Here is a 17758-nt window from a genome sequence, read left to right on the forward strand (position 1 = left end):
TGCGGGCTGCCCCCCTATCCTGAGCCCTTCGCCGTATCAAGTGAGGAGGCCGGGGTGCTGACCTGGAGTGATGTGATTGGCTCTGAGAAAGAGCAGGACTATTTCAAGAGTACGCTGGCGACCGTCAGGAGCGAGCGGGAAGCAGGCAAGGTGATTTATCCTCCTGCTGCCGATGTATTCAACGCCTTCAAATTGACCGAACTGGATCAGGTCAAGGTGGTGATCCTGGGACAGGATCCCTATCACGGCCCCAATCAGGCACATGGCCTCTGCTTCTCTGTCCTGCCCGGGGTGCGTACGCCCCCATCACTGGTCAACATCTATAAAGAGATGCAGCGCGACCTGCCAGGTTTCGTCACACCCAGTCACGGTTTTCTGGAGTCCTGGGCCAGGCAGGGGGTTCTGTTGCTCAACACAGTGCTGACGGTGCAGGCCGGTCAAGCACACTCTCATGCCCATCTTGGGTGGGAAACCTTCACCGATCGGGTCATTGAGCAGATCAACGCCAGCTGTAACGGGGTGGTATTCCTTCTGTGGGGCTCCCATGCCCAGAAAAAGGGACGTTTTATCGACCGCCAACGCCACCATGTGTTGACGGCGCCCCACCCCAGCCCCCTTTCTGCTCATCGTGGTTTTATCGGCTGTGGCCACTTTTCCGAGACCAACCGTCTGCTGGAACAACAGGGCAAGAGTCCGATAGAGTGGAAATCTGTCTGCGTCCCACTTGATTGAGTGCAAAGTTCGGGCGACAAATGACCGTATACTCAGGAAAGTAACATTTTATTTCAGCGCCAAGGAGTGCCCATGTTATCGAGTCTGCACAAGGATCACCTCAATATCGCCCGACTGCTGGATCTGCTGAAGCAGAAGCTGGCTGCCATTCGTGCCGAACAGCCCATCAGCTATTTTCTGGTGCGCGATGTCATCGATTATCTGCGGGAGGTCTCTGACAAGTATCACCACCCCAAGGAAGATCTTGTCTATGACTACTACCTGAAATACCGGGTGGTAGAAGGGGATGTCGCGAACCGCTTGCATGAGGAGCATCTCAAGTTGCTGGAAGCAGGGACCGAGCTCAAGGAGATGGTGGAGATGATCCTGATGGATGCGGTGATCCCGCTCGATCAGTTCACCGCCAAGCTGGAGCGCTTCGTGGAGCTGCAAGAGGCACACATGAACTACGAAGAGGGGGTGATCTTCCCCCATCTGCGTGACTCCCTGACCGAGGATGACTGGCGTCATCTGGAGCAAAACTGGCAGAACCGCGCTATTGGGGATCCCCTGTTTGGCACCGAGGTCAGCCAGCACTTCCAGGCGCTTGCCAAGCGTCTCTCCCTGCCTTTTAACGTCAGCTGACGATCGCAGCTTTTTGTCATCAGTCATCTGACAGTGCAGATATTACCCGGCCAATATGCCGGGTTATTTATTGTTACTCACGCCATATGATCTTGTAGCGCCACTTGTCGGGCACGGTGAGCTGCCAGCGGGCCAGCTCGTTCTTGCTGAAGACATATTCGCCGCGCAGGGCTGCTCGCGGGGAGATGGTGCGGGGCAGGGTGCCTGCCAGTATGGTGTTGATGAGGGACGCTGCCTGCAACCCCTGATCGTGGCCGTCCAGCACCAGCCCGCCGATGGCCATCCCCTTGCCGACGGTAAACTCCCAGAAACAGAAGAGTGGCACCGGCGTGTTGGCGCTGGTCCACTCCAGCACCGTCTTTTCGCTCACATGCTTGCCAGTATCATCGACCAGCGTGTGGTAGAGACCGAGGAAGATTGCCTGATAGCCATTCTTCTTGGCATTGAGCACCGACTCTTGCCAGAGACTGTAATCACCCATCAGCTGGCTGTTGACCCGGGTCTGGCCTACCCGTAGTTCGGTCTGTGTCTTGAATTCATCCTCGATGGCGGTGAGGGCCACATTGCTCGAATCAAACAGCACCAGCGCCTTGTCGAGCCCCCCCATCATCTGGCTGATCTCGCTGATATTGCGCTTGAGCAAGGGGCGCTCCAGCACGCCGGTGATCTTGGGATGGCCGACAAAGCCTTTGAGGCGGGGGTTTTCGTTCATGCCAATAAAGACCACTGGGGTACCCAGCGAGGCGATCTCGTTGGCCAGATAGTTGATGGCATTGTCATCGCCAAGCACCACCAGATCAGGTTTGCTCTTCAGATAAAAAGCGATGGCCCGCTGAGCGATATCGTCGAACTCCTCCCGCGGATGGCGCTTCGTATCCATATAGAAGTGAGAGATCTTGTGATCCCCCTGCAACCCCTTTTGCAAACCTTCGTTGTAGCTCTGGTCCCAAAGGTATTCGGGATGGTAGCTGCTGATCACCAGAATGTTGGCGGCCCAGAGCGGCAGGGAGAAGGTGGAGAGCAGTAGTAACAGCAGGGAGGTGCGCATGGGTTGTCCCTTGTCGAGGGGGAGAGAGTTCTTGTTCAGTATGGGCGGTTTTGGTTGACGCTGTCATCTCGAAACCGGTGCGGCGGGAGGCAATTTTTTTCGGGTGGGTGGATCGGACGCCAGCCCGTATCACGCTTGGAGATGGATTTTATTGGGTCTTTTTTGGGTTGGTCGTGAACTGTCCCGCTCGCTGCAAAACCTGTTCTGGATCAAGAAATTTCGCTGTGCTTTGGTGCCTAATAGACACCATATATAGGGATGCATTCGTTTTTGATCTCTATATGTTGTGTTATTAAGCTGTGTACAAGCTGTTCCCTTCCTATCTTCAGCCCAGGCTTGTCAAGCCTCGGCTGAATTTATTTGCGTCCAGGACGAGATGCCGGGAGGGGAGCCAACAAGGGTGAGCCAAAGGTAGATGCCTGGCCTTTTAACGGGGAGAATTCATGAAACCGGTTGTGATCAAACGTGACGGATGTCGCGCACCATTCAATGCCCAGCTGATTAGCGATGCGGTCAGCCGTGCGGCGGAGGCGGTCAATCAGGCCAATCCGGCACTGGCACAGCGTATCTCAAGCGCAGTGAGTCAGGAGCTGGATGGGCGTGGTGAAGTTGATATTCACGAGATCCAGCGTCTGGTTGAAAACCACTTGATGGCCTCCGATGACAAGGCCATCGCCCGTGCCTACATCGAATACCGTCACGATCGGGATCAGGCTCGCGAGGCCCGCGGCCGTCTGGCACAGGAGATCCGCGGTCTGGTCGAGCAGACCAACGCTGCCCTGCTCAACGAGAATGCCAATAAAGACTCCAAGGTGATCCCGACCCAGCGCGACCTGCTGGCAGGTATCGTCGCCAAGCACTATGCCACCAGCCACATGCTGCCCCGTGATGTGGTTCAGGCCCATGAGAGCGGTGATCTGCACTTCCACGATCTCGACTATTCGCCCTTCTTTCCGATGTTCAACTGCATGTTGATCGATCTGAAAGGGATGCTGACCCACGGCTTCAAGATGGGCAATGCGGAGATTGATACCCCGAAATCGATCAGCACCGCCACGGCCGTGACCGCCCAGATCATCGCTCAGGTGGCGAGCCACATCTATGGCGGCACCACCATCAACCGCATCGACGAAGTGCTGGCCCCCTATGTGACCATCAGCTGGCAGAAGCACCGTGAAGTGGCCGAAGAGTGGGGCATTGCCGATGTGGAAGCCTACGCCATGGCCCGCACCGAGAAAGAGTGTTACGACGCCTTCCAGTCGCTGGAGTACGAAGTCAACACCCTGCACACTGCCAACGGTCAGACGCCGTTCGTCACCTTCGGCTTTGGCCTGGGGGACAGCTGGGAGTCGCGGATGATCCAGCGCGCCATCCTCAGCAACCGCATCGCCGGCCTTGGCAAGAACAAGAAGACCGCCGTGTTCCCGAAACTGGTGTTCGCCATCAAGGATGGCCTCAACCACAAGCAGGGTGATCCCAACTACGACATCAAGCAGCTGGCGCTGGAGTGTGCCTCCAAGCGGATGTACCCGGATATTCTCAACTACGACCAGGTGGTGAAGGTGACTGGCTCCTTCAAGACTCCCATGGGTTGCCGCTCCTTCCTCGGTGCCTACGAGGAGAATGGCGAGCTCATCCACGAAGGTCGCAACAACCTGGGGGTGGTGAGCCTCAACCTGCCGCGCATTGCCCTGAAATCCCGTGATGAAGCGGAGTTCTGGGATCGTCTGGATGCTTCCCTGCGGGTCGCCAAGAAGGCGCTGATGTACCGCATCACCCGTCTGGATGGCGTCAAGGCGCGGGTTGCTCCGATCCTCTATATGGAAGGGGCCTGCGGCGTGCGGCTGAAGGCGGACGATAACGTCAGCGAGATCTTCAAGAACGGTCGCGCCTCCATTTCCCTCGGGTATATCGGCGTTCACGAGACCATCAACGCCCTGTTTGGTGACAAGGTGCACCTGTTTGACAGCGCCGAGCTGCAACAGAAGGCCATCGCCATCATCGCCCGTCTCAGGGCGGCCATCGATGAGTGGAAAGAGGAGACTGGCTACGGCTTCAGCCTCTACTCCACCCCGAGCGAGAACCTCTGCACCCGTTTCTGTCGCATCGACGCCAAGGAGTTTGGCGTGGTATCCGGTGTGACCGACAAGGGTTACTACACCAACAGCTTCCACCTCGATGTGGAGAAGCAGGTCAATCCGTACGACAAACTGGATTTCGAGGCGCCCTATCCGCCCATCGCCAGCGGCGGCTTCATCTGCTATGGCGAGTACCCCAACATCCAGCACAACCTGGAAGCGCTCGAAAACGTCTGGGATTACAGCTATGACAAGGTGCCCTACTACGGTACCAACACCCCCATTGACGAGTGCTATGACTGCGGCTTCACCGGCGAGTTCGAGTGCACCTCCAAGGGCTTTACCTGCCCACGCTGCGGTAACCACGACCCCGCCAAGGTGTCGGTGACCCGCCGTGTCTGCGGCTACCTCGGCAGCCCGGATGCGCGCCCCTTCAATGCGGGCAAGCAGGAAGAGGTGAAGCGCCGCGTCAAACATATGTAAGCGCACGGGCAATGAAGAGCTGGCCCCTGACTCAAGGGGCCATTTTCATTGGAGGGCGGCAGCTATGCCGCTGTCCCGTGAACGAGGCAGGAAACAAGCGATGCACTACCACCAATACTACCCGGTCGATGTGATCAACGGCCCCGGCACCCGTGCCACCCTGTTTGTCTCCGGTTGCGAGCATCAGTGCCCAGGTTGCTACAACCAGAGCACCTGGCGGCTCGATGGCGGCAAGCCGTTTGATGAGGCGATGAGCGATCGCATCATTGCGGATCTCAACGACAGCCGCATCAAACGGCGAGGTCTGTCGCTCTCCGGCGGCGATCCGCTCCACCCGGCCAACGTGTCCCACGTGCTGGCGCTGGTGAAACGGGTACGCACCGAGTGTCCGGGCAAGGACATCTGGTGCTGGACCGGCTATCTGCTCGGCGAGCTGTCAGAGGCCCAGCGCGAGCTGGTTGCCTTGCTGGATGTACTGGTGGATGGCAAGTTTGAAAAGGAGTTGGCAGACCCGGGCCTGCTCTGGCGTGGCAGCAGCAATCAGCAGATCCACGACCTCAACGCCTGGCGTGATGCGGGTGAGCGGATCCCCTGTCTGGTTTGCAGTTGAAGTCCGGTATGTTTATGGTTAGCCCATTCCTGTCCCGACGACATTATTGAAAAGGAGATCCGGGATGAACAATCTGCTCAAGATCTTGCTGGCCATTTTTCTGCCCCCTGTGTGCGCTTTTATTCAGGTGGGTTTTAGCCTGCACTTTTTAATTAACATTGTGCTGACTCTGCTGGGAGGTCTGCCGGGCATGGTCCATGCACTCTGGTTGGTGGTGAGCGACAAGCGCGGCTGATACCTGGCGCTGGCTAATGAGCTCATTGACGATAAAAGGGCCTACCTCTCGGGGTTGGCCCTTTTGTTCATGTTCATACGAATACTTTTTCGTTAGGATGGGCACTGCCCAAGGGGAAGCGAGTCGATCTCCCGCAGTCCGGTAACAAGTACCGGCAAAGAACAAGGAGCGTTACATGAAGTGGAAAGTCGCAGTATGGTCCGGTCTGGCAGTGATGCTGTTGATGGGGTGCTCATCCCGTCAGGAGGTGGCACGCGAGCGTGCCCCGGTCGTTATTCCCCTCGAACAGCTTTCAAGCTACTGGATCCAGCAGAGCCAATGGTCATGGTTTGACAATGATGAGCCCACCCTGCCGACCAAACCGGTCAAGGGATATGTGGAAGTTCGCTATCAAATCGATGCCAGCGGCACGCCGGTCAAGCCGGAAGTGGTGGCGGCCGATCCTCCCGGCGAGCTGGAGCAGAGCGCGCTGGCGACCCTCTCGCGGATCCGCTATAGCCCGGCAGAGGGCAACCCGGATGCCATCCCGGTCGAGGTAACCAACCGCTTCGAGATCGAGATCAACTGATCCCCCACCACTCTGATGCCAGAGAAAGAGAGACCCCGGCCAGGCCGGGGTCACGTTTATTGCTGTTTGCAGTTGTCGTAGGCAGTCTGCCACTCGCCATCCTGATCCCGCAGCTCGACAAAGCCCTCATTCCCCTTGTTCCACCAGACGGCTTCGTGTTCGTCCGTATAGCGGGCGCCGGAGGCTGAAATGGCCTGGGGCAGGGTGTAATCCTTGCCGTCCGGCAGCGACAGTTTGATAAAGTTGAGGCTATCGTCGGAGAGGGAGAAGTAGCGCACCTGCACCCTCTTGCCCTGCTCGCATTGGTAACTGACCGGTTCGCCACCGGTGACGGAGAGAGTATTGCCCTGATTGCAGCCAGCGAGCAGGCCGAGAGTCAGTGCACCAGCGGCCATCATATATGCCTTATTCATGATTACAGCTCCATTGGTGTCATACGGGGGTGAGCCTAACAGGTTACCCCCATTGTGCAATCATGAAGGCCATTCGGTGCGTCGCTGGCTGTCCGGCATACCGGACGAGTATGAGGGGATGTCACTAGCAACAAGGTTGCGCCAATCAGTGCAGGCCAAGCCTGGTTTCAAACTGGCGGATCAGCGTCTCATAGGTGCCATTGTTCTTGATCTTCTGCAATCCCTGCTCGAACTGTTTGGCCAGCGCTTCCCCTTGCGGTGTGTTGCGGGAGAAAGCGAGCCAGAAGCCATCAGTGGAGAGCTTGCCAACCTTGACCACCTTGCCGGTCAGCTGTTTCTGCTGGATCTTGAGGTAGCCCGGCATGCCGTTCATCAGGATGTAGTCGACCCGGCCGCGTACCAGCATCTCGAGGATCTGGGCATCGGATTTGGCCTGAAAGCGGGTGATCCTGGGGTTCTCCATAAAATCGGTGGGATAGGTGTAACCGAGGGTGATGCCCACCCGTTTACCCTCCAGCGAGGTGAGCTTGAGATCCCGTTGCGGTTCGCTGGCGAGGGCGAAGATAGCGAGATCCTCCTCGAACATGGGGGTATCGTGCCAATGGTACTGGTAGCGGTTCTCTTCGGTGATGGTAGCGTTGAAGCACCCCGCAAGTTTGCCGCTTTTCGCATCGTGCATACAGCGGGCAAAGGGGAGGGTGCGAAAGACAATCTCGATCCCTTCGGCGGCGAACACCGCCTTGACCAGCTCTGGCGCCAGCCCGTGAGGCTGGCCATCCTCCTTGTCGCGCTCGCAATAAGGGGCCCAGTCATCTTCGGCACCAATGACAAGCGGGGTAGCCCCGAGCGGGTTGGTCGCCAGCAGCAGACACACCAACCATTTTTTAAACCACGGAATCATAGGTGCACCTCATCGACTGCAGCTTTACAAGCATAGCTACACTTCTGCGCTGATCCGTGGCGGCAGGAGGGAGGTAAATAAGGGAGAGAAAAAAACGCCCCGGTAGGCGACGGGGCGAAAGAGAGCTCATCCATGGGCTGACAACAGTGCTTACAACAGGAAATCAATAACCGAAGCGGGTCGCCTCGAAGCGGTTGAGCAGCCGATGGACGAGGTAGCAGGCCAGCAGGGTGACCACGATGGCAAACAGGATGCTGCTCACGCGGTAGAGGGCGCTGAACACCAGATCGTTGCCCGGGGTGAGGTACTGGCCAAACAGGATGCCGAGGGTAGTGAGGGCGCCAAAGCCGACCCCGGAGCCGCCTGCCTCCTTGACGTGGGCATGGCTGAACAACATGGCGCCGAGCCACAGTAGCGGGGCGACCAGCAACAGTTGCCCCGACCAGTCATAGAGTAGCAGCTGGCCGAGCAGGCCGAAGGTGACCCCCAGCAAGGTGCCCATCGCCCGTTTGCGGGCATAACTGAGGGCGCCGTTCCAGTGCATGGGGAACAGCACCAGCAGGGTTGTGGCCTGGGCAGACATGGAGTCGCGCAGGTCAAACACCTGAAAGACCAGAAACGACAGGGTAGCCACCGTGGCCCCCAGCAGGGCTTCATGGCGCATCCGGTGCGGCGCCTTGGGGACCGAGGCGGGCTTGGGTCTGGCCTCCACATCCGGGATCAGCATGGTCATCAGGTAAGCGATCAGCACCGATAGCACGCTCGCCCAGATATTGTTGAGGATCAGGTCGTTGAGGTCAGTCTGCGGATAGCTGGCAAAGTGCAGCATGATGCTGAGGCTCAGCACCCCGTTGGCCCCGAACAGAAACAGGCTGCCCCGCGACATGGCGGCGAAGCGGTAGAGAAATAGCAGAAAGGCGATAGGGGTCATCAGCGCCGGATGGCTGCCAAACAGCCCCCCCAGCAGCCCGACCTCCACCCCACAGACCACCGCAGCCGCGATCAGCTGGCGTGCGGCATGGCCATTCATCACCGGCACCATTCCCAGCAGCAGCACCGGCGTGACCGTATAGAAGACCCCGTAATTCCAGCCAAACAGCTTGCAGAGCAGAAAGCCCGTGGTGCAGCCAAAGGCGATACGCAGGCACTGGCGCAGCTCGTTGCCGGTGAGGGGCCGATACCAGAGGTGAGTGGCAGCACCGCCGACGGGGTGTGCTGGGACGGTATTGGCCGACGGGTGAGTGGCGTGGTTAGTAGACATAATGGAGCAGGCTGAGCAGGTGGATCTGGCCCCGTGCCAGCATGGCGGTCAGGGCATTGTCCGGCAGCAGTTGTACCGTGGCCCGCGCCCCGGCTGGCAGATGGTCGGGGAGCTGCTCCAGCTCGAGGTGCAGCCGCATCCGCTGGGCATCCCGTACCCAGCGATCCGACTCCACCGGCGCCGCCAGTCGACCATTGGCATCAAATTGACCGGCACTTACCCCGGCATCCAGACTGCTCACCCGGGCAGGATAGAGCTGACCCGGCTCGCCATCGAAGGCGACCAGTGCGCGGGTTTGCGCGCCAACATGGCGCAGGCTCTTCTCCCGAAAATCGGCAATGACGTCCACCTGTTCCGACACCAGCGCCAGCAGCGGGCTGCCCGCGCTGGCGATACTGCCCGGCTTGAGCTGCAGGTTGGTGATGGTGCCATCCTGATCCGCATGGACCCGGCTGTAAGAGAGGGCCAGCTGCGCTTGCGCCAGCTTGTTGCGGGCCTGGCGCAGCAACAGATTGTCCTCACCGGTCACGCCACGACTGGCCTTGAGCTGGGCCAGTTTGGCCTGACTGGCGCGCAGGTTGGCCTGAGCGCTGCGCAGGGCGCTGTCAGCCTCATCTTTTTGTTGCAGCGAAACCATGTGACGTTGGTACAGTGCATCGATCCGCTCAGCCTCGCGCCACTTCTGGCTGGCCAGCGTCTCCTTGGCGTTGACCTCGGCAACAGCAGCTGTCAGGGCGGCATCCAGTTCACTGTTCTGCTGCTCAGCCTGCGCCAGCGCAAGGCGGGCCTGCTCCACTGCCAGTTCAAAAGGGGCCGGGTCCAGCCTGAACAGCAGATCCCCCTTCTTGACCTGCTGGTTGTTGTGAACGGCGACCTCGATCACCTTGCCGCTCACCTGGGGGGCCAGCTTGGTGACCACCCGGGTCGCCATCGCCTGAGGGGTGAGGGGCATCAGCAGGTCGGCTATCAGAAAATAGGCAAACAATGTGGCAAAGCCCGCCATGGACCATTTGATCCAGCGGGTAAATTGTTGATCCGGGGTCATCTTATTCTCTCTCTGTGTCGGTCTCGGGAGGGCTTGTATCGCCTCCGGCTTGTCGGTCGTGGTGCTGTTCAATTTTGCTGAGGGCGTTGGCCGAGATCCGCTGCACCGTGGCTTCAAACAGCTGCAGGGTCTGCTCGTCGATTCCCCCCAGCAGCTCCCGGCGAATATTCATGATGCGGTCGGCGATCTGATCGAGCAGGGTCTGGCCAGCTGGGGTCACGCAGACGATGCGGGCCCGCTTGTCCTGACTGCAGCAGTGGCGCTCAATCAGTCCCTGCTCTTCCAGCTGGCCCAGGGTGCGCATCAGGGAGGGCAGTTCTATTTCGAGGGCTTCGGCCAGGGTCTTCTGGCTGACATGGCTCCCCATGCGGGAGAGCTTCCACAGCGCGGTCCAGCGGGGATGGGTGAGGCCAAGGGGGGCCAGCTCCAGATCGGCGGCAGTACGCCATAGCCGGTGCATCCGCGCTATCTGCTCGGCGAGCGACAGCTCGCGCAACCTTTCCAGATCCGTCATCTTCTCATCCTCAATCTACTTAGCCTGCTAAGTATCATACTTGTTTAGCAGGCTAAGTAAATAGTGTGATACTGATCATGTTTCTGGTCGGGTCTTTCGTTGGTGAGGGCGAGCAGCATTCGAGCCCCTGATATTATTCTCGGGGCTGATCCACTCGAGGCTCTCTTGCCGATTCGGATATTGCGCCGTGAATGGAGGATATCCGGTGGTTATTTTCATGAAATTTTCAGCTTCAGCGAGCAGCTCTTTTTTTATCCGCTAATATTGATGGGGTTATAAAACAAGGGGGAAACGGGTTGTGGATGGATATGACAGTGGATGTGTGTATCTGGCAATTGAAGCGCTGTTGAGTGATGGGGAATATGGTGCAGAGTCACACCATGGCGTGAATCGGGAAGGCGCAATCAGAAGTACCGATATCAGTCATGATTTTGACCCCGCCAATATTCCATTGCTGTTGGCAGAATAGACCTGACCGTGTGTGATCCTTGTGAGTTCAAGCCAGTGCTCTGGTATTCGCTGGCTTGACTCATCACTATTTCAATCTCCCCTTTTTGCATCTTTCTCCTCACCCTTTTTCATCGTGAGAGCTTCCTATATGCTGACTCAAACCCTGATGTGGCATGCCGTGGCACTCGCGTTATGGCGATGACATTGCCCGCTGATTATCACTCACAGGATCTGTGGCGATAAATGGTCGCAGAGCTTGTCATCTGGCTCTGTTATTTCCCCGAAGGGGGGAGATCATCGCATCGTTATTACTGCTGATCACCGAAATATCCGCCATTATGGTCGCTCGTTTTATCACCCTATTTCCTGACTTGGTCGGGTATCGGATGTCTGGTGTTCTATTGTGCTGCGCACGTTGGCGGCACCATGATGTTTAAGTTTTTAATGTTTTTATATGGCTTTGCAGTCTGGCTAACCGACAGGGGAGAGGGGGATCAATAAAGTAGCGGCCACAATCACACGCAGAGTACATAACAATGAAAAACCTCTCACCCCTACAAACCACACAAGAAAAGGCCGCCTTTATGGGCGGCCAACAAATTGCCGGTATGCCGCTCTTTATATTTCTGGGGTTGGCGACCTGTGTTCTCTTTTCCGGCTGGAATGGCTCGTTGCCGCTGGGCATGGTCGGTGCGTTGGCGCTGATGTTCGTGCTGGGCACCCTGCTGACCGAGCTGGGTGAGCGGATCATGCCAATCCGTGAATATCTTGGGGGCGGCACCATCCTCGCCATCTTCGGCGGCGCCGCCCTGTTCGAATATCAGCTGCTGCCGGTGCAGGCGGGGCAGGTCATCACCAACTTCATGAAGGAGGGGGGCTTTCTCAACTTCTTTATCGCCAGTCTGGTGACAGGTTCGGTGTTCGGCATGAGCGGTGCGCTGCTGAAAAATGCCGCCATGCGCTACCTGCCGGTCATTCTTGGCGGCGTGGCGCTGGCACTGCTGAGTGTGGGGCTGGTCGGCTCCCTGATGGGGTATGGCTTCAAGAATGCGGTGCTGCTGATCGGCCTGCCCATCATGGGCGGTGGCATGGGCGCCGGTGCGGTGCCCTTGGTGGAGATCCTCTCCGGCCCGATGCAGATGTCCAGTGCGGATCTCTTGTCGCGCATGGTACCGGCGGTGGTGATCGCCAATACCCTGGCCATTCTGGTGGGATCCCTGCTGGCGCGGCTCGGTCGCCGTTACCCCTCCCTGACTGGCAACGGCAAGCTGATGGTTAAAGAGAGTAGCCAGAGCATTGCCGATGAGCAGGCCGAAGCGCCGACCCTGCAGAGTCTGGGTATGGGGCTTTTTATCAGCTCCAGCATGTTTGTGCTGGGCTCCCTGCTTGGCAACTTTATCCCGATGCACCCCTTCGCCCTGATGATTTTGGCGGTCGCCTTTATCAAGGTGAGTGGCCTGCTGCCGCGCCGTTATGAGCAGGCGGCAGCCGACTGGTATCAGTTTGTGGTGAGCAACCTGACTCCCTCCCTGCTGGTGGGGATCGGTGTCGCCTACACCAGTATTCCGGAGCTGATCAGCGCCTTCTCCATCAGTTACTTCGTGCTGGTCATGGTCACCGTGATCGGTGGTGCCCTCGGCGCGGCGCTGGTGGGCCGGATGATCGGTTTCTATCCCATCGAGGCGGCCATCACCGGCGGGCTCTGCATGGCCAACATGGGCGGCACCGGCGACGTAGCCGTGCTCTCGGCGGCCCAGCGGATGAAGCTGATGCCCTTTGCCCAGATATCCTCCCGTCTTGGCGGCGCCGTGATGCTGATCCTGGCTACTGCTCTTATCTCCCTGCTCGCCTGATACCGGATTGAGGAACAAACAAAATGAACGACATCATGATGGGCACCAGCCTGCCCTATGCAGAACGCAAGCGTCAGGGCGTGCGGGGGCGTATGCCCCACAAGGAGGAGTCCCTCTCCCAGCAGCGGCGCCGGATCTACCGACTGGTCAGCGCCATGCAGAGTCCGTTTGACCAGCATCTGCTGCTGCGTCAGCTGCAGGAGGACAACCCGGTGCTGTTCTACGATCTGGTGCGTCACCACCTGCCGGAGCTGCTGCCAATCATCTACACCCCGGTGGTGGGGGAGGCGTGCCAGCGCCACAGCGATCTCTATCTGCGCAGCCACGGCCTCTACCTCTCCTGGCACGACCGGGATGATCTTGACGACATCCTCGAGTCGGTGGAGCAGGAGGTGGACGTGATCGTCATCTCCGACGGCGAGCGGGTGCTGGGGCTTGGCGATCTCGGTATCGGCGGCATGGGGATCTGTATCGGCAAGCTGGTGCTCTACTCCGCTGCCGGCGGCATCAATCCGGCGCGCACCCTGCCGCTCTGCGTCGATGTGGGCACCAACAATCCCGAGCTGCTGGAGGATGACTCCTACCTCGGCTGGCAATCCCCGCGCATCGACGGCGAGAGCTACTACCACTTCATGGACAAGGTGGTGGCCGCCATTCGCAAGCGCTGGCCGCAGGTGGTGCTGCAGTTTGAAGACTTTGCCGGCAAGCACGCCGCCAATCTGCTGACCCGTTATCGGGATGAGCTCTGCATGTTCAACGACGATATTCAGGGCACGGCGGCGGTCGCCTCCGCCTGCGTGCTGGCCGGTCTGCAACAGGCGGGGACCACCCTCAGTGATGCCCCGGTGCTGATCGTCGGAGCGGGCTCTGCCGGTTGCGGCATCGCCGCCATGCTGGCCCAGCTGGCGGGGAGTCACGACGGCGTCTGGTTGTTTGATCAGGATGGGGTGGTCTGCTGCGATCGTCCCAACTTGACTCGCGCCCAACAGCCGTTTGCCCGCGCCGTGGAGGAGGGGAGCAGTTCGCTGCTGGAGACCATCCGCCAGATGCGCCCGGCGGTCTTGATTGGCGTGAGCGGTCAGGGCGGCCTCTTTACTGACGAGGTGTTGCAGGCGATGGGGGAGGTGTGCGAGCAGCCGGTGAGCCTGCCACTCTCCAACCCGACCCGCAGCGCCGAGGCCACCCCCGAGCAGGTGTGGGCCGCCACAGATGGCCGCGCTCTGCTGGCCACCGGCAGCCCCTTTGCGCCGGTGACGTTGGCGGGGGAGCGGCGGGTGGTCTCCCAGTGCAACAACGTCTATGTCTTCCCGGGGATTGGTCTCGGGGCCTGCGCGGTCAAGGCGCGCCGCATCAGCGATGGCATGTTGCTGGCTGCGGTGCGGGCAGTCGGCGCTTATCCGCTGGTGGCGGGTCGGCTGCTACCCCCCATCGAACAGGTGGGAGAGGTGGCCCGCGCCGTCGCCAGAGCGGTGGCGCTCTGCGCCCGCGAGGAAGGATTGGCCGATTTTGTCGGCGATCCGGCTCCTTTGATTGACCAGACCTGGTGGCATCCGCACTATTGGGCTGCGTCCTGACGTTTTAAGGTATGTGCATGAAACTTCGCCACCAGTTGGTCACCCTTTCTCTCGGGCTCTCCCTGCTGCTGATCCTCATTCTGGGCAGTCTGCTGGCCCTCTTTATCCGCCATCTGCTGGAGAGCAATCTGCAGGATAAGGGGAGCGATCTGGCACGGGTGATGGCGGCGGACACCCGGGTGGTCGAGGCCCTGCGTCAGGGCCGTGACCCTACCCTGCGCGACTATGTGGAGGCGGTCTGCAACCGCACCGACGCCACCTATATGGTGGTAACCGACGAGCATGGTCGCCGCCTCAGCCACCCCAACCCCGAGCTGGTGGGGCAGAAGTTTCGCGGCGAGGATATCTGGCCCGCGCTGCAGGAGCGGCGCAGCTACTGCTCCAAGGATCGGGGCACCATGGGGCCGGCGATCCGCTGCTTCTCCCCGGTGGTGGGCGGTGACGGGCGCGTCATGGGGGCCGTGGTGGTGGGCTATCTGATGCAGCAGGTGGAGGGCATCTATATGGAGCGGGTAGCCCTGCTCATCAGCGCCATCGTTGCGGTGCTGGGGTGCGGCCTGCTGCTGGCACTCTGGGTGCAATACCTGCTGCGCAAGACTCTGCTCGATCTGGAGCCGGAGGCAATCGTGCGCCGTTTCACCCTGCAGGATCTGGTGCTGGAGCACATCACCGAAGGGGTCATCGCCCTTGATGGTCGCGGCAACATCAACATGATCAACAGCACCGCCAGCTATCAGCTGCGGCTGCCGGTTACCGGGCGCCACGCCCTGCAGGGACAGTCGCTGGCGGAGCTGGTGCCGCCCCTTGCCCCCTGTCTGGAGCAGGAGGGTGGGGAAGTGAGCTTCACCATTCAGGGGGAGTCCTTCGTTGGCCGCTGGCAGGCGGTGCAGGGCAAGGCGCCGGGGCGGCTGCTGATCTTCAGCCGTCCGGAGGTGGCCGCCAGTCTGGGGGTGCAGGTGACCCACCTGCGCCAGTATGCCGAGATGTTGCGGATGCAGAGCCACGAGTTTGCCAACAAGCTGAGCAGCCTCTCCGGCCTGTTGCAGCTGGGCCATGTGGATCAGGCGGTGGAGCTGATCCAGCAGGAGAACGAAGCGTGCCAGACCATGCTGCAGGAGCTGCTGCGGCTGATCGACAACAAGCCGGTGGCGGGGCTGATTCTCGGCAAGTTCAGCCGGGCTCGCGAGCTGGGGGTGACCCTGGAACTCGATCCCGATTCGGCGCTGGCGGAGTATCCGGCCTCGGTCTCGGCCGATCTCATTACCCTCATTGGCAACCTGCTGGACAACGGCCTGCAGGCGGCCTGGCGCAACCGCCAGCAGCGGCCGCCGCGGGTGCTGCTGTCCCTGTGCGATGTGGGGCGGCGACTGGTGATCGAGGTGGAGGATAGCGGTGAGGGGGTCGACGAGGAGCTGGCCGATCACCTGTTCGATTACGGGGTGAGTCGCCAGAGCGGCGATCACGGGGTGGGTCTGTTCCTGGTCAAGGAGACCGTGGGTCGGCACGAGGGTGTGATAGAATGGCGGCGAACCGCCGAGCAGACCACCCTGTTTGGTATCTACTTGAATAAAAACCAATTAATGTGAGCCATGGACCCAATAATCACGCTTGTTATTGAAGATGACGATCGGATCGGTGCCATCTTGTCAGAACTGGTGGCGGCGACACCCGGTTTCTCCCTGCTGGGGCGGGCCGGCACCCTGGCCCAGGCCGATACCATGATGGCCGGTGTGGTGCCCCAACTGCTGCTGGTGGATGTCTCCCTGCCCGATGGCTCCGGCCTTGAGTGGGTGAGCCGCCTGCGTAGCCACAACCGCGAAGCCTATGTCATCATGGTGACCGCCTCGCGGGATGTGGAGACGATCCAGCAGGCCCTCAATCTGGGGGTTCATGACTACGTCATCAAACCATTGCGGCTGTTTCGCATCCAGCAGAGTCTGGACGAGATCCTGCAACTGCACAGCCGCCTCTGCGAGCGGGGTCGGCTGGAGCAGGAAGATCTCGACAAGCTGCTGGGCAAGGGAGGGCGCTCCCAGATCAAGGAGATGCGCGTCACTCCCAAGGGGATCGACAGCATCACCCTGCGTCAGGTGCTGGATCTGCTGGCGGGTGAGCCGGAGAGTGTCTTCTCCACCGACACGGTGGCGCTGCGACTCTCCCTCAGCCGCACCACGGCGCGCCGCTATCTGGAATATCTGGAGTCGGAAGACCGGGTGGATGTGGATCTCAACTACGGTCAGCGGGGGCGGCCGGAGCGGCGCTACCGCTGGCGCCGGGCGGGGTGAAGTTGGTTCACAGTCGCCAGAACACGATAGAAATGAACAAGGGAGCCAGCGGCTCCCTTGTTGTTTTTGGCATGTTGCCCGTCAGGCTGCATTGCGCTCCGGCAGTGGGACACGCTTTTTCAGCTGGGAGATCATCACTCCGCCCAGGATCAGCCCGCCACCTAGCAGGTGGTAGCCGTGGATCGGCTCGCCCAAGCCGACGACGGCGATCAGCGCCGTACAGAGCGGCATCAGGTTCATAAAGACCGAGGTGCGCTCGGCGCCCATGCAGGCGAGGCCGCGCATCCAGCAGTAAGCCGCCAGCAGGGAGGAGGCAAGCCCGGCGAAGAGCACCAGTCCCCATCCTTCGGCTGGCACCGCCATCGAGTCTGCGCTGAGAGCGAGCGGCACCAGCAGCAGTACCGCCAGCAGGATCTGCACATAGAGGTTGAGCCAGGGGCCAAACGGCAGGTGCCAGCGGCGGATCAATAGGCCGTAAAGGGCGTAGCTGGCGGAGCCCAGCAACATCATGCCATCCCCCGGGTTGATGCCGTTGTGGAGCAGGGCCAGTGGTTCGCCCTTGCCAAGCAGCCAGAGCACCCCGAACAGGGAGAGGCTCATGCCGAGCAGTGCCTGTTTGCCGGGACGCTGGCCGAAGAAGAGCGCCCCTTGCAGCAGGGTGAGCAGCGGAATCAGGGAGCCGATCACCCCCATATTGGTGGCCGAGGTGCTGTGAGCAGCGTAGTAGGCCAGACACTGGTAGAGCACCATACCGAGGGCCGCCAGCACCAGCAGCTTGCCGAGCCAGGGTCGAACCTCACTGCGTCGCCGCCAGAGGGTGGGCAGACAGAAGGGGGTCAGCGCTAGGGCGGCGATCACCCAGCGGTAGAAGGAGATAGCCGCGGGATCCAGCACATCGGCGGCGGCCTTGGACACCACGGTATTGGTGGCCCAGATCAGCACGGCGAGCAGCGGAAACATCAGCGGGTAGAAAATACGCATCAAAGACTCCTTATTATCGAGGTGACCAGTCTACCCTTGTCTTTCTGATATCAAGTAACGTAAAACTGACAAATCATCCCGCGCAAAGGACAATCCGCTCGCC

The 17758-nt window shown here is 60.0% G+C and carries 17 protein-coding genes; 10 read left to right on the forward strand and 7 right to left on the reverse strand.

Annotated elements, in window-relative coordinates; all coding sequences use genetic code 11:
* Positions 1-54: 54 nt before the first annotated feature.
* Together ung and G5149_RS02725 are read left to right on the forward strand one after the other, a co-directional pair.
* Complete coding sequence (ung, locus tag G5149_RS02720) at positions 55-732, forward strand: uracil-DNA glycosylase (protein WP_337072548.1); 678 nt, start codon at positions 55-57, stop codon at positions 730-732.
* A 72-nt stretch (positions 733-804) separates the two neighbouring features.
* Positions 805-1356, forward strand: a complete 552-nt coding sequence (locus G5149_RS02725) for a hemerythrin domain-containing protein (protein WP_005343863.1) — start codon at positions 805-807, stop codon at positions 1354-1356.
* A 73-nt stretch (positions 1357-1429) separates the two neighbouring features.
* Here G5149_RS02725 and G5149_RS02730 read toward each other — a convergent pair whose 3' ends face one another.
* Positions 1430-2404: an ABC transporter substrate-binding protein gene (locus G5149_RS02730; protein ID WP_337072549.1), complete on the reverse strand. Its 975-nt coding sequence runs from the start codon at positions 2402-2404 to the stop codon at positions 1430-1432.
* Between the two features lie 443 nt (positions 2405-2847).
* Between G5149_RS02730 and nrdD the strand changes: the two genes are divergently transcribed.
* From nrdD to G5149_RS02750, 4 genes are all read left to right on the forward strand, one after another.
* Positions 2848-4965, forward strand: a complete 2118-nt coding sequence (nrdD, locus tag G5149_RS02735) for an anaerobic ribonucleoside-triphosphate reductase (RefSeq protein ID WP_421211480.1) — start codon at positions 2848-2850, stop codon at positions 4963-4965.
* Positions 4966-5065: 100 nt separating this feature from the next.
* Positions 5066-5575, forward strand: a complete 510-nt coding sequence (nrdG, locus tag G5149_RS02740) for an anaerobic ribonucleoside-triphosphate reductase-activating protein (protein WP_421211482.1) — start codon at positions 5066-5068, stop codon at positions 5573-5575.
* Between the two features lie 64 nt (positions 5576-5639).
* The gene (locus G5149_RS02745; protein WP_005343870.1) at positions 5640-5810 is read left to right on the forward strand and encodes a YqaE/Pmp3 family membrane protein; all 171 of its coding nucleotides are present in this window, start codon (positions 5640-5642) and stop codon (positions 5808-5810) included.
* 175 nt (positions 5811-5985) lie between these two features.
* Positions 5986-6378, forward strand: a complete 393-nt coding sequence (locus tag G5149_RS02750) for an energy transducer TonB (RefSeq protein WP_005343871.1) — start codon at positions 5986-5988, stop codon at positions 6376-6378.
* Positions 6379-6434: 56 nt separating this feature from the next.
* Here the strand turns inward: G5149_RS02750 and G5149_RS02755 are convergent, their stop codons facing one another.
* From G5149_RS02755 to G5149_RS02775, 5 genes are all read right to left on the reverse strand, one after another.
* The gene (locus G5149_RS02755) at positions 6435-6791 is read right to left on the reverse strand and encodes an MliC family protein (RefSeq protein ID WP_005343872.1); all 357 of its coding nucleotides are present in this window, start codon (positions 6789-6791) and stop codon (positions 6435-6437) included.
* 145 nt (positions 6792-6936) lie between these two features.
* Positions 6937-7692: a substrate-binding periplasmic protein gene (locus G5149_RS02760; protein ID WP_005343874.1), complete on the reverse strand. Its 756-nt coding sequence runs from the start codon at positions 7690-7692 to the stop codon at positions 6937-6939.
* A 163-nt stretch (positions 7693-7855) separates the two neighbouring features.
* Positions 7856-8953 (reverse strand): DUF2955 domain-containing protein, encoded by a 1098-nt coding sequence (locus tag G5149_RS02765; protein ID WP_236344792.1) that lies wholly within the window; start codon positions 8951-8953, stop codon positions 7856-7858.
* Entirely contained in the window at positions 8943-9998 is a 1056-nt protein-coding gene (locus G5149_RS02770) for an HlyD family secretion protein (RefSeq protein ID WP_421211486.1), read from the reverse strand. Before G5149_RS02770 ends, G5149_RS02765 begins: the two co-directional genes overlap by 11 nt.
* A 1-nt stretch (position 9999) precedes the next feature.
* Complete coding sequence (locus G5149_RS02775) at positions 10000-10512, reverse strand: MarR family transcriptional regulator (RefSeq protein WP_064337040.1); 513 nt, start codon at positions 10510-10512, stop codon at positions 10000-10002.
* 986 nt (positions 10513-11498) lie between these two features.
* On the opposite strand from G5149_RS02775, the gene G5149_RS02780 reads away from it, so the two are divergent.
* Genes G5149_RS02780 through G5149_RS02795 form a run of 4 tightly spaced genes read left to right on the forward strand, consistent with a single transcriptional unit; the run spans position 11499 to position 16674 of the window.
* Positions 11499-12815 (forward strand): 2-hydroxycarboxylate transporter family protein, encoded by a 1317-nt coding sequence (locus G5149_RS02780; RefSeq protein ID WP_088869904.1) that lies wholly within the window; start codon positions 11499-11501, stop codon positions 12813-12815.
* Between the two features lie 23 nt (positions 12816-12838).
* Positions 12839-14389: an NAD-dependent malic enzyme gene (locus tag G5149_RS02785; RefSeq protein WP_421211488.1), complete on the forward strand. Its 1551-nt coding sequence runs from the start codon at positions 12839-12841 to the stop codon at positions 14387-14389.
* A 17-nt stretch (positions 14390-14406) separates the two neighbouring features.
* Complete coding sequence (locus tag G5149_RS02790; RefSeq protein WP_204481211.1) at positions 14407-15975, forward strand: ATP-binding protein; 1569 nt, start codon at positions 14407-14409, stop codon at positions 15973-15975.
* A 3-nt stretch (positions 15976-15978) separates the two neighbouring features.
* Entirely contained in the window at positions 15979-16674 is a 696-nt protein-coding gene (locus G5149_RS02795; RefSeq protein ID WP_421211491.1) for a response regulator, read from the forward strand.
* Between the two features lie 81 nt (positions 16675-16755).
* On the opposite strand, the gene G5149_RS02800 is transcribed toward G5149_RS02795, so the two are convergent.
* Positions 16756-17655, reverse strand: a complete 900-nt coding sequence (locus G5149_RS02800; protein ID WP_421211493.1) for a DMT family transporter — start codon at positions 17653-17655, stop codon at positions 16756-16758.
* Positions 17656-17758 lie beyond the last annotated feature (103 nt).

The organism is Aeromonas sp. 600479, from assembly GCF_049175515.1.
Taxonomy (GTDB): domain Bacteria; phylum Pseudomonadota; class Gammaproteobacteria; order Enterobacterales; family Aeromonadaceae; genus Aeromonas; species Aeromonas veronii_A.